This is a genomic window from Corallococcus sp. AB049A (genome assembly GCF_003668885.1).
Taxonomy (GTDB): domain Bacteria; phylum Myxococcota; class Myxococcia; order Myxococcales; family Myxococcaceae; genus Corallococcus; species Corallococcus interemptor.
The window spans coordinates 18,433-31,051 of sequence record NZ_RAWL01000002.1; the positions used below are offsets into that span (position 1 = coordinate 18,433).

A 12,619-nucleotide genomic window follows, 5' to 3' on the forward strand; every position below is an offset into this window, starting at 1 on the left:
CCTGAGGCAACCGCCATGAACGACCTCCCTTCTTCCCTTCCCTTCGTCCCGGATGACGCCAAGCGGCTCCGCTCAGAGCTGCGCCGAGTGCTGCCTCCGGAGGCCTTCGAACGGCAACCCCTGCGCGGCGTCGTCGCGCTGTGCCTGGTGCCGGTGGAGGCGGCGCTCATCTGGGTGCTCGGCACCTGGACGCTGCCCCACTGGGCCTGCCTGCTCATCGCCTTCGTGCTGGGCCAGCTCGTCACCGCCGTGGGGCTCGCCGCGCACGAGGCGCTGCACCACTCGGTGTTTCACAGCCGCAAGTGGGAGAACGTGCTGGGCTGGGCGGGCTTCGCGCCCTTCCTGGTGACGCCGGGCAACTGGAGGGCCTGGCACGTGCAGGCCCACCACAGCGCCGCCAACGTCATGGTGCGCGACCCGGACATCCTCCCGCGCAGGACGGACTGGTACACCCAGGGGTTCGCGAAGCTGTTCCACGCCATGTCCCCCGGCTCCGGACACTGGCTGAGCTTCATCAGCTTCAGCCTCTTCTTCACCGCGCAGGGCCAGGCCTTCCTCTGGCACCACTGCCGCCTGCCCGCGTTCCAGCACGTGCACATGCACCGCGTGCGCGAGCGGGTGCTCACGGTGCTCGTCACCGCGGGCTGGGTGGGCCTGGGGTGGGTGCTGGGGCCGAGGGCCGCGTTCTACGCGCTGGTGCTCCCGCTGCTCATCGGGAACGTGACGTTGATGATCTACATCGCCACCAACCACTGGATGCAGCCCGCGTCGGAGGAGACAGACAACCCGTTCGTAAACACCGCCAGCGTGGAGACGCACCCGGTGATGAACTGGCTGCACTTCAACTTCAGCTACCACCAGGAGCACCACATCTTCCCGGCGCAGAGCCCGAAGTACGCCCCGCTCCTGCGCAAGCACCTGCGGGAGCTGAGCCCCCAGGCGTCCATCGTCTATCCGCACCTGCGCGCCCTGCGCACGCTGTACCAGCGCCCGGCGCTCTACTCCGAGGATGGCCAGACGTTGATGGGCCGCGACGGCACGCCGGAGCTGACCACCACGGCGCTGCGCCAGCGGCTCGAAGCCTCATGAGCCAAGGGGCCCGGAACCCCACGCGGTTCCGGGCCCGCGGGCCTCTATCTACCCGGCCAGTCCAGCGCGCCCCGGCTGGTCACCGTGCCGGTGGGCACGCCCAGCACCTGCGCCACGTCCGCGGGCAGGGGGCTGCCGCTGAGGTACGCCGGGCTGGAGGCGCGCACGGCGTAGTTGCGGAGGGCCTGGTTGACGAAGAACGGATCCCCACCCGACGCGAGGTCGTGCCCATGGGACTCCCAGCCGTGGGTCGCGCGCATCGCGGCCAGCGACGTGTAGTTCACGCCGCCCGTGTCCACCCAGTTGATCAGCGACTTCCCGCTGCCACCGGAGCGGTAGTAGCTGTTGAAGTCCATGGCGGAGAAGAACGTGTTCGGCCCCGTGTTGGTGAAGTTGTTGTCCGAGCGCGAGGCCTTGAACGTGGTGATGTTCCCGCCCGACAGGATGTTGTTCACCACCTGCACGTTCACGGTGTCAGGCCCGATGTCCGAGCCGCGCCTGTCCTGCTCGTTGCGCGAATCGTCGTAGACCCACAGGTCGATGGCGGCGTTGTCCACCAGGGTGTTGTTGTAGATCTTCGTGTTCGCCGAGCACGTCTGGATGCCGGCGTACGTGTTGTCGTAGATGAGGTTGGACGCGATGATCCCCGTGTCCGACACCTCGTAGAAGATGCCGATCTTGTTGTTGCGGGAGATGTTGTGGACGATGACGCCGCCGCGGCAGTCCTCGTCACACCAGAAACCCGCGCCGCCCAGGTTGTTCTCGAAGACGTTGCGGCGCACCGTGAAGCCATTCATGTGGGCAATCTTCACGCCCGCCTGCGCGCACGAGCGCGAGCAGTTGGTGCCGAAGCGCTCCGTGTTGTTGGCGTTGACGATGTTCTCCTCCAGGAGCAGCCCGTCCGGGACGACCGTGGAGGAGTTGGTGGAGCCGTTGGAGCCCACGGCGGTGAAGCCGTTGTTCGCGAAGACGGAGCGGCGCACCACGCCGCCCTGGGGCTTGATGCTCAGCGAGCCCGCCGCCATCCGCGTGAAGACGCAGTTCTCCACCAGCGAGTTCGTCGCGCCGATGTACACGGCCGCGCTCGTGGTGCCGCTGTACTCGTTGGTCGCATAGCGCCGGAAGCCCAGGCCCTTGAGCGTATAGCCGGTGTTGCCCAGCACCAGGGCCACGGGGCGCGCGGCGACCTCCACCGTGTGGCCCGTGGGGTTCGTCGCGATGTAGATGCGGCGGTTCGTCCAGTCGTAGAAGAAGTTGCCCGGCGTGGCCTCCGCGAGCGTCTTCACCTCGTGCACGTAGGTCCCGTCGATGAAGACCATCTGCGGGTCGCCCGCGGCGGGGTTCGCCGGGTCGCCATACATGTCGAAGTGAGCGCACGGCCCGGTGTTCGTCGTCGGCTGGGCGTCGTACTTGTACTGGTAGTAGCCGCCGTTGCAGAAGCTGGGCGTGCTCCAGTCCATGTACCAGTGCCCCGCGCCGTCGGACGTCCACGCCGAGGCGGGCTTGACGTCCGTGCCGTCGAACCAGACCTGTTCGTGCGGGTACGCCTGGATGGTCATGGGCTTCGTCGCGACCCGGTAGTTTCCCGCGCCGTTGTTGAGCCAGTCGCGGTACGTGCCACCGCGCACGACGATGGTCCCGCCGGACGGCACCAGCGCGACAGCGCGGCTGATCGTGGCCACCGGCGCCGCCTGCGTCCCCGCGTTGCTGTCATTGCCATTCGTCGCCAGGAAGATGGCGCCCGAGGGGATGGCGTAGTTCGTGTCCGGAATCGTCGTGCCCGAGTTGTCCAGGCCGGTGAGGCCTGGGTTGCCCGCCGGGCCCTGGCCGTCCGGAAGCGCGTAGGTCACGGTCAGCTTCGGACGGTTGGCGAGCGTCGCGGCCTCCGACGAGTCCAGCTCCAGCCCGTCCATGTTCGTGTTGGCGTCCAGCACGAAGCCCTGGTTCGTGGCCGCGTTCGCGACCCAGCCCTGCACGGCCGCGATGCCCGCCGCGTTGAGGTCCACGCCGTAGCTGCCCGTCGCGCCCGGCAGCAGCGTGGCGAAGGAGACAGCGCCCCGGTCCGCCGCGCCGCTCGCGCCAGCCCCGCTCCACGGTGAGCCGGTGGCCGCGAGCGTCCAGGTGGCCTGCCCTTCCGTCCACGCACGGCCCGCGGCGTAGACGAAGTAGCCCTCTCCGGTGGTGGAGTTGCGCACGTTGAAGGACAACCGGACGGCTTGCACCGTCGCGTTCGCGGGGATGGCGCTCACGTCGAAGCGGAGCAGTCCGTTCGTCGTCTTCCCCGAACCCGTGGGGTAGTCACGGTCCAGGCGGATCAACCCGTCCGCCCCCGCGTTGAGGGTGGGGCTGTTCTCCGAGAGCGTGGCGTCCGAAGCGCCGGTGTACGCGGCCGACGGCGAGACCTGCTCCTGGAACGACACCGTCACGGACGCCTCCAGGGCGCTGTCCACGGTGGAGGGGGCGTCCGCGTCCGGCGGTGCCTCGCCGCATGCCACGGCCAGCAGCAGGAGGACCGGCGCGCGGCCCCTGGACATCAAGGAAGGGAGGAAGGACATCAAGAGGGGAACTCCGTTGGGGGATGAAGAACGGAATTCTCTTTAAATCCGCCAAATTGTTGCGCGGGCTTGATGGCGCCCGGGCGGAGGCACAACGTCCCCAGGTCCAATGCGGCCCGAGGCCGACCGCATGCCCGGATGCCGGACGTGAGGGCCCCGCGCCGACAGGCCAGGGCTCACTTTTCACGGAATCATCCGCACCTTGCCTCCCATCGGAGGCAATGGATGCTCACGGAGTCGGTCACAGGCGGTCCCCGCGTGGAAGTCTCTTCCCAGGCCCAGGCCCTTCATGAAGCGAAGGTGGAGGCCATTGCCCGGCAGCTGCGGCAGCGGAAGGGAAAGGGCCCCGCGTCCTTCAAGAAGAAGTCCCCGCCCCACAGCGTCCCCAAGCGGTTCGATGCGCGGCGCCGCGATGAGAAGGTGGACCTGAGCGACCTGGATCAGATCCTCGACATCGACACCGTGGGGATGACCTGCACGGCGGAGCCCGCGGTCACCTTCGACGAGGTGGTGCGCGCGACGCTGCCGCTCGGGCTCATTCCGTACATCGTCCCGGAGCACAAGACCATCACGCTCGGGGGCGCCATCGCGGGGTGCTCCATCGAGTCCATGTCCTTCCGCCAGGGCGGCTTCCACGACACCTGTCTGGAGTACGAGGTCATCACCGCGAAGGGTGAGGTGCTGCGCTGCACGCCCCGCGAGGACCCGCTCCTCTTCGAGATGATGCACGGCTCGTTCGGGACGCTGGGCATCCTGTCGAAGCTGCGCTTCAAGCTCGTGCGCTGCGCGCCCTTCGTCCGCGTGACGAACGAGACGCACGCCTCGCTGGAGTCCTTCCAGCAGGCCATCTGGCACCACTTCCAGGACACCGGCGCGGACTACCTGGACGGGCAGATCTTCTCCCCCACGAAGCACGTGCTGTGCGTGGGCCACTTCGTGGACAGGGCGCCGTACGTCCACCGCTACGACTGGCTCACCGCGTACTGCGAGAGCATCCCGCGCCGGGGCGAGGACTACCTGCCGACGTACGACTACCTCTTCCGCTACAACCGGGGCGTCACGCACGTCAAACCGAAGAACCTCCTGGCGCGGGCGCTGTTCGGAAAGCTCATCCACTCGGACAGCGTGCTGAGGACGGCCAACCGCTTCACCCAGCTGCTGCCGAAGAAGGACCCGCCGGTCATCGTGGACGTCTTCGTCCCCTTCTCGCGCACGGCCGGGTTCATGGACTGGTACCACCGCGAGATGAAGCACTACCCCGTGTGGTGCGTGCCCTTCCGGCGCACGCGCGACTACGAGTGGCTGACGCCGCGGTGGTGGTCCGGGATGAAGGACCCGCTGTTCCTGGACCTGGCCGTGTATGGGATGCCGCAGCCGCCGGGCCGCAACGTCTACAAGGAGCTGGAGGATGAGCTCCAGCGCGTCAACGGCACCAAGACGCTCATCTCGTACAACTACTACGACGAGGAGACGTTCTGGAGCATCTGGAACAGGGACACGTACCAGGCCGTGAAGCAGCGCACGGACCCGGACAACCTCTTCCGGGACCTGTACGTGAAGACGTGCAAGGCGGCGCTGGGCCTGGACTCACCCCAGGCCCACTGAGGCTTCAGCCAATCTCCGTGCGCAGGTTCAGCGGACCGGCGGGGACGCCCACGTCGTGGAGCGCGGGGTCGTCCTTCTCCGTCTGCCAGGCGTTGGCCTCCGTCACGGTCTTGCCGGTCGCCTCGTGGGTGATGGACATCTTGCCGTTGTGGCCCGCGGGGGAAATCTGGCTGGTGTCGAAGCCGCTCCAGCCCGTGCCGGAGTTGGCGAACGTCGCCTCGCCCCACGTCTGACCGGAGTTCGCGCCGGGCTTCGCCGTGCCGTCCTTCGACGCGGCCCACGCGACGCTGCTGTTGGTGTCGAACGCCACCACCTGCGACTGGCCGGGCTGGAGCGTGAAGGTCTTGGGCGTGCTCTTGTCGAAGTTCTGCCCGTCGTTCGGGTTGCCGTTCTCGCCCGTCTTGTTCCAGAGCGTGATGGTCTGCGGCTCGTTCGTCTTGTTGGTGAAGGTGTTCGTGTACTTGAACTGGCCCTTCTGGCCCTCGTCGATGAGCTGCATGTTGCTGTTGTAGGGCGACCCGACGTTGTTATTGGCCAGCCACGGCGCGTTCGCGGGGGCAGGCTCCGTGGAGCCGGCGGACGGAGGACCGAAGCCGGGGCCCGCGTCGCTGTTGTACGTGGGGTGTGAAGGAGCCGCGCCGCCCAGCTTGCTGGGGCCCTGCTCGAAGGAGTCCGCCATGAACATCTGGCGCAGGTCGTTCCGGGGCTGCTGCGCCGGGGAACCTTCCACCACGCCCTGCGCCGGAGCGGCCGCCGGCTTGAGCTGGGAGATGCTCGAGGAAGGCTGGAAGAAGGACGCGCGGTTGAGGGAGGAGATGGACATGCCGGGACCCAAGAGCACGGCACATGCCAGCCCCCGGGCTCCGTGAAATCAGTCACTTGGGCCTGGCGCTCCCCGCTCGTCGCGATGACGCCGATCATCACCTGATGTCTGGCGTCACCAGGCGGCTCAGCCGGCGTGGGCCGCGAACACGTCCCGCAGGCCCGCGATGAGCGCGTCGCCGGGGTACGGCTCGCCCAGCGGCCCCAGCGCGTCGCGCAGCGCTCCGAAGAGCGCGTGGACGTGCCGGGGCTTGTCGCCGTCCCAGTCCAGGTGCCGGGCGATTTGCTGGCTCTGCCCCCGGAACTTTTCCAGCGTCGCGTCATAGGGCGCCGCCGTGGGGATGTTGATGCGCAAGAGGAGCGCCAGCAGCGCGAGGACCTCCGCGAAGTCGTAGCGGTCCGCCTTCGCGTCGTAGAAGGACTCCAGGCGCACGGTCTCCGGCCTGAACCAGTACCCGACGAAGGCCGCCGCCTTCTCGCGGCTGCGCTCCACGTCCACCTGGAGCTGGGCGTGCAGCTCCGGATCCACGTGCGTCACCAGCGACCTGAGGACCGTGACCTTGCTCAAGGCCGTGCTGTCGAAGCGCCGCGTCGGCAGCGTGCGCAGCGGCGTGCCTTCGAAGGTGAGCACCTCCAGCTTCGGCAGCCGCGTGAGGACCTCCGGGAAGTCGAACATGAGCTGGACCTGCCGCCAGCTCCCGAAGGCCCGCCGGACGTCGGCGTACGGGTTGTTGATCAAGTTCACCCGCCGCAGCTCGACGCATCCGGCGAGCGACTCCGGCAACCGCCAGAGGCAGTTGGCCTCCAGGTCCAGGACCCGCAGCTTCTTGAGCTCGCCGATGGACTCCGGCAGTTCCAACAGGCCATTGCTCCGCAGGTCCAGCTCGCGCAGCTCCGTGAGCTGCCCCAGTTCTTCCGGGAGCACGCGGAGTTCGTTGCTGCGCAGGTTGAGCTTCTCCAGCTTGCGGAACAGGAAGAGTTCCTCTGGCAGGGACGTGAGCCCCTTGTCCTCCAGAGTGAGGCTCTTGACCTTGTCAGGCTCCGCCATCTTCTTCGCGACGAGCTGACGGAACGCCTCCCGGATGCTGGTGAACGTGTCGCGAGCGACGGGCTTGCCCGTCGCCAGCCGGGTCCGCAGCTTCTCCAGATCGACGCGGCCGTCCCTCACCACCGCCGGGACGAAGACGCCCTTGCCTTCATAGGGGTCCTTCACGTCCTCCACCCCGCCGGCCACCGCGAACACCTTCGAGTCCTGGCCCAGATAGCGGTGCGCATCGACCGCGCCCGCGACCTGGAAGGAGTAATGCGAGGCCAGGGTGCGGGCCTTGAGGTTGCCGCCCACGGAGACGCTGCCATGGTTGTAGACCGCCACCAGGTCTTCAGTCGTCAGGTCGCCGGAGACGTGAAGCCGGGCACCGCCGATCGCGATGCGCTTCGCGACGAGGTTGCCGTGCACCTGGAGGAACGGCCCGAAGTCGTTCTCCCAGTTGAGCACACAGCCTTCAACGGTGAGGTCACCTCGCACGATGAGGCCGGTGAACGGAGGCTCATCCTCGTCGTCCTGCGCGAAGATTCCCTGGCGGAAGTCCAGCCTCAGGTCGTAGGGCATGACGACCTTCCCGGTGAGGACGAGCACGCGGTCCGAGTCATCCTCGCGATTGCCAGGCGCCTTCACCTCGTCGCGAACCTGGGACCAGGTGAGGATTTCGAACGGCAGGTCGCGGGCGGGAGACGGGGATGCCTTCTTCATCATGGACCCGACCTCTACTCCATCAAAAGGCGGACTCGATGTGACAACGGCGGCCATGGCGAAGCACTGGGTGTCCGACCAGGCCTGCTCGTAGTGGACCGCTGCCTCCAGCTATTGGGCGGATACGGTTATATGACGGGATACCGTCCCAGTAGCCCCTCCCTTCTCACAAGGAGGCTCCCCGTGAGCCAGGAAGCATTCATCTTCGACGCCGTCCGTACCCCTCGCGGCAAGGGCAAGAAGGGCGCCCTGCACGGCACCAAGCCGGTGTCGCTGCTCGTCGGCCTGGTGGACGCGCTCAAGCAGCGCCACCCGAACCTGGACCCGAAGCTCATCGACGACGTGGTGCTGGGCGTGGTGTCCCCCGTGGGAGACCAGGGCGCGGACATCGCGCGCACGCTGGTGCTGGCCGCGGGCCTGCCGGAGACCACCGGCGGCGTGCAGCTCAACCGCTTCTGCGCCTCCGGCCTGACGGCGGTGAACATGGCCGCGCAGCAGGTGCGCTCCGGCTGGGAGCACCTGGTCATCGCGGGCGGCGTGGAGAGCATGTCCCGCGTCCCCATGGGCTCCGACGGCGGCGCGTGGGCCATGGACCCCGCCACCAACTACGACACCTACTTCGTGCCCCAGGGCATCTCCGCGGACCTCATCGCGACCCTGGAGGGCTTCACCCGCGAGGACGTGGACCGCTACGCCGTGCGCTCGCAGGAGCGCGCCGCCCACGCGTGGAAGAACGGCTACTTCCAGAAGTCCGTCGTCCCCGTGGTGGACCAGAACGGGCTCACCGTGCTGGCCCACGATGAGTACATGCGCCCGGACTCCACCGTGGCCTCGCTGGGCCAGCTGAACCCGGCCTTCTCCACCATGGGGGAGATGGGCGGCTTCGACGCGGTGGCGCTCCAGAAGTACCACGCGGTGGAGCGCATCCATCACGTGCACACGCCGGGCAACTCCTCCGGCATCGTGGACGGCGCGGCGCTGGTGCTGGTGGGTTCGGAGAAGGTGGGCAAGACGCTGGGGCTCAAGCCGCGCGCGCGCATCGCCGCCGTGGCCACCTCCGGCGCGGAGCCCACCATCATGCTCACCGGCCCGCTGCCGGCCACCCGCAAGCTGCTGGACATCGCGGGGCTGTCCGTGAAGGACATCGACCTCTTCGAGCTCAACGAGGCCTTCGCCTCCGTGGTGCTCAAGTACCAGAAGGACCTGGACATCCCGGACGACAAGCTCAACGTCAACGGCGGTGCCATCGCCATGGGGCACCCGCTGGGCGCCACCGGCGCCATGATTCTTGGAACCGTGGTGGATGAGCTGGAGCGGCGCAACGCGCGCCGCGCGGTCGTCACCCTGTGCGTCGGCGGCGGGATGGGTGTGGCCACCCTCGTCGAGCGCGTCTGACCCTTCCCTCCCCCTTTCAAAGACCTTCGAGCGAACACCATGAGCGAACAGAACACCCTGCGCTGGGAACAGGACGCGGACGGCATCGTCGTCTTGACGATGGACGACCCCTCCCAGTCCGCCAACACCATGAACGCCGCCTACGTGAAGTCCATGCGCGCGGCCGTGGACCGGCTGGTGAAGGAGAAGGCCTCCATCACCGGCGTCGTCATCACCTCCGCCAAGAAGACCTTCTTCGCGGGCGGCGACCTCAAAGACCTGCGCGATGTGAAGAAGGAAGCTGCGAAGCAGGTCTTCGACCTGGGCCAGGAGATCAAGGCGCAGCTGCGCACGCTGGAGACCTTCGGCAAGCCGGTGGTCGCGGCCATCAACGGCGCGGCGCTGGGCGGCGGGCTGGAGATCGCCCTCGCGTGCCACCGCCGCATCATCGCGGACGTGAAGGGCGCGCAGGTGGGCCTGCCCGAGGTGACGCTGGGCCTGTTGCCCGGTGGCGGCGGCGTGGTGCGCACGGTGCGCATGCTGGGCATCACGGACGCGCTGATGAAGGTGCTGCTCCAGGGCCAGAAGTACCGCCCGCAGGAGGCGAAGGAGCTGGGGCTGGTGCATGAGGTGGTGCCGTCCGTGGACGCGCTCCTCCCCGCGGCGAAGGCGTGGGTGAAGGCGAACCCGAACGCGCAGCAGCCGTGGGACCAGAAGGGCTACAAGATTCCCGGAGGCACGCCGTCCCACCCGGCGTTCGCGGCGAACCTGCCCGCCTTCCCCGCCAACCTGCGCAAGCAGCTCAAGGGCACGAACATGCCCGCGCCGCGCGCCATCATGGCGGTGGCGGTGGAGAGCACGCAGGTGGACGTGGACACGGCGTTCACCATCGAGTCGCGCTACTTCACGGAGCTCGTCGTCGGCCAGGTCGCGAAGAACATGATTCAGGCGTTCTTCTTCGACATGCAGCACATCAGCTCCGGCGGCGGCCGCCCCAAGGGCCATCCGCAGCACACCGCCAAGAAGGTGGGCGTGCTGGGCGCGGGCATGATGGGCGCGGGCATCGCGTACGTGTGCGCCAAGGCCGGCATCGACGTGGTGCTCAAGGACGTGAGCCTCGCCTCGGCGGAGAAGGGCAAGGGCTACTCCGTCAAGCTGGTGGAGAAGGCCGTCGCCAAGGGCTCCGTCACGAAGGAGAAGGGAGACGCGCTGCTGGCGCGCATCACCCCGGCGGAGGACCCGGCCGCGCTCGCGGGCTGCGACCTGGTCATCGAGGCCGTCTTCGAGGACGTGAAGCTCAAGCACAAGGTGTTCCAGGAGATTCAGGGCGTGGTGGCCCCGGACGCGGTGCTGGCGTCCAACACCTCCACCCTGCCCATCACCCTGCTCGCGGAGGGCGTGTCGCGGCCGCCGGACTTCGTCGGCATGCACTTCTTCTCCCCCGTGGACAAGATGCCGCTCCTGGAGCTCATCGCCGGGAAGCAGACGAGCGACGCGACGCTGGCGAAGGCCATCGACATCGCGGTGCAGATTGGCAAGACGCCCATCGTCGTCAATGACAGCCGGGGCTTCTTCACCAGCCGCGTCATCGGCACGTTCCTCAACGAGGCCATCGCCATGGTGGGCGAGGGCATCGCGCCCGCGTCCATCGAGCAGGCGGGACTCCAGGCGGGCTACCCCGCCGCCCCGCTCCAGCTGGTGGACGAATTGACGCTGACGCTGCCCCGGAAGATCCGCCAGGAGACGAAGGCGGCCATGGAGGCCGCGGGCCAGCCGTGGGTGGACCACGGCAGCTACGCGGTGATGGACGCGCTCATCGACCAGCACGGGCGCAAGGGCCGCTCCACCGGGGGCGGGTTCTACGACTACGCGGACGGCAAGCGCACGAACCTGTGGCCGGGGCTGACGCAGCACTTCACGAAGCCCGGCCACACCATCCCCTTCGAGGACATGAAGGAGCGGATGCTCTTCGCGGAGGCCATCGACACGGTGCGCTGCTTCGACGAGGGCGTGCTGCGCTCGGTGGCGGACGTGAACGTGGGCTCCATCCTGGGCATCGGCTTCCCGCCCTGGACGGGCGGCGTCGTGCAGTACATCAACGGCTACGAGGGCCCCACCGGCACCGGCCCGCGCGGCTTCGTCCAGCGCGCGCGCCAGCTGGCGGAGCGCTACGGCAAGCACTTCCTGCCGCCCGCGTCCCTGGTGGCGAAGGCGGAGCGCGGAGAGCGGCTCGAATAGCCCCGGTCGCCCCATGAGGATGCGGCGGGAGCATGACGTGGAGACACGGGTCGCAAGGCAGCGCACCTGTTTCGAAACCCGCGTCACGCTCCCGCCAGAGGCGGCTCCGGGAGGTTCAATACGCAGCGCGTTGGCCTGCCGGACTCGCGGTAGGGGCTCCGACCTGCCGGGTCCTTGCCTTGTCCCAGACGCCTGGCCGGTTTGACTGGCAAACATGAGCAGTCATTTGATTGATGCATGCTCAATCAAACCCCGGAGTACCAGTCCTGCATCCAGAGTTCCGAAAAGGTGTCCTGGCGAATTGATGAGCTGCTGCCCAAGGACACCGTGCTCGACTTCAGCCACCGCTTCCTGTCGGACGCGCTGACGGGGACGGAGGCCATCCCGTTCCTGAGCACGGAGGAGCGGCTGCTCCTCAATCAGATCCGCTCCAACAGCTACGCCCACCTGTTCCTGTTCCTGGAGGAGTACGCCGTCGCCCTGGCCGCGCAGCGCGCCGGGCTGGAGCTGCACGGGAACCCGACGCACATGCGTGCGCTGCTGCGCTTCACCGAGGAGGAGCTGAAGCACCAGCAGCTCTTCGCGCGCTTCACCGGCGCGTTCGCGAAGGGGTTCAAGGTCGCGCCGGCGCTGCTCGACAACCAGGTGGAGGTGGCGCGCGCCATCATGGCGAAGTCGAACCTGGGGGTGCTCATCTTCAACCTGCACATGGAGCTGATGACGCAGCAGCACTACCAGGAGACGGTCCGCTCCAACAAAGACGAGTCGTTGGACCCGCTGTTCTGCAACCTGCTCAAGCACCACTGGCTGGAGGAGGCGCAGCACACGCGGCTGGACTTCCTGGAGGCCCAGAAGATCCTCGCCGAATCGCCCGGGTCCCTGGACGCGGCGCTGGCGGAATACACGGAGCTGCTCCAGGCGCTGCGGGGGACGCTGAACGCCCAGCTCGCGCTGGATCTCCAGACGCTGGAGAAGGCGGTGGGGCGCACGTTCACGCCCGAGGAGCGCCAGCAGCTGCACGAATCGCAGGAGCGCTCCTACGTCTGGGGTTTCATCGGGATGGGGATGAAGGCGCCCCTCTTCCTCTCCCGCCTGCGCGCGCTCTCCCCTGTCGCCGAGCAGCGCGTGCTGGAGCTGGCCCCCACGTACTATTGCGCTTGAGCCGGGCCCGGCGGGGAGGGCCTTC

The 12,619-nt window shown here is 68.0% G+C and carries 8 protein-coding genes; 5 read left to right on the forward strand and 3 right to left on the reverse strand.

The window, feature by feature from the left end:
* The first annotated feature begins 15 nt into the window (after positions 1-15).
* Positions 16-1,089: a fatty acid desaturase gene (locus D7X55_RS00380; RefSeq protein ID WP_121721851.1), complete on the forward strand. Its 1,074-nt coding sequence runs from the start codon at positions 16-18 to the stop codon at positions 1,087-1,089.
* 44 nt (positions 1,090-1,133) lie between these two features.
* On the opposite strand, the gene D7X55_RS00385 is transcribed toward D7X55_RS00380, so the two are convergent.
* Positions 1,134-3,644, reverse strand: a complete 2,511-nt coding sequence (locus D7X55_RS00385) for a DNRLRE domain-containing protein (RefSeq protein WP_121721852.1) — start codon at positions 3,642-3,644, stop codon at positions 1,134-1,136.
* Positions 3,645-3,902: 258 nt separating this feature from the next.
* On the opposite strand from D7X55_RS00385, the gene D7X55_RS00390 reads away from it, so the two are divergent.
* Positions 3,903-5,249, forward strand: a complete 1,347-nt coding sequence (locus D7X55_RS00390) for an FAD-binding oxidoreductase (RefSeq protein WP_233609419.1) — start codon at positions 3,903-3,905, stop codon at positions 5,247-5,249.
* Positions 5,250-5,253: 4 nt separating this feature from the next.
* Here D7X55_RS00390 and D7X55_RS00395 read toward each other — a convergent pair whose 3' ends face one another.
* Positions 5,254-6,072 carry a hypothetical protein gene (locus tag D7X55_RS00395; RefSeq protein ID WP_121721871.1) on the reverse strand — a complete coding sequence of 273 codons (819 nt, stop codon included), beginning with the start codon at positions 6,070-6,072 and terminating at the stop codon, positions 5,254-5,256.
* Positions 6,073-6,198: 126 nt separating this feature from the next.
* Entirely contained in the window at positions 6,199-7,824 is a 1,626-nt protein-coding gene (locus tag D7X55_RS00400; protein ID WP_121721854.1) for a leucine-rich repeat domain-containing protein, read from the reverse strand.
* A gap of 180 nt (positions 7,825-8,004) precedes the next feature.
* On the opposite strand from D7X55_RS00400, the gene D7X55_RS00410 reads away from it, so the two are divergent.
* The 3 genes from D7X55_RS00410 to D7X55_RS00420 all read left to right on the forward strand — a co-directional run bounded on the left by D7X55_RS00410 (position 8,005) and on the right by D7X55_RS00420 (position 12,594).
* Positions 8,005-9,216 (forward strand): acetyl-CoA C-acetyltransferase, encoded by a 1,212-nt coding sequence (locus D7X55_RS00410; protein ID WP_120546254.1) that lies wholly within the window; start codon positions 8,005-8,007, stop codon positions 9,214-9,216.
* A 39-nt stretch (positions 9,217-9,255) separates the two neighbouring features.
* Positions 9,256-11,433 carry a 3-hydroxyacyl-CoA dehydrogenase NAD-binding domain-containing protein gene (locus D7X55_RS00415; protein ID WP_121721855.1) on the forward strand — a complete coding sequence of 726 codons (2,178 nt, stop codon included), beginning with the start codon at positions 9,256-9,258 and terminating at the stop codon, positions 11,431-11,433.
* Between the two features lie 237 nt (positions 11,434-11,670).
* Entirely contained in the window at positions 11,671-12,594 is a 924-nt protein-coding gene (locus tag D7X55_RS00420) for a diiron oxygenase (RefSeq protein ID WP_120546181.1), read from the forward strand.
* Positions 12,595-12,619 lie beyond the last annotated feature (25 nt).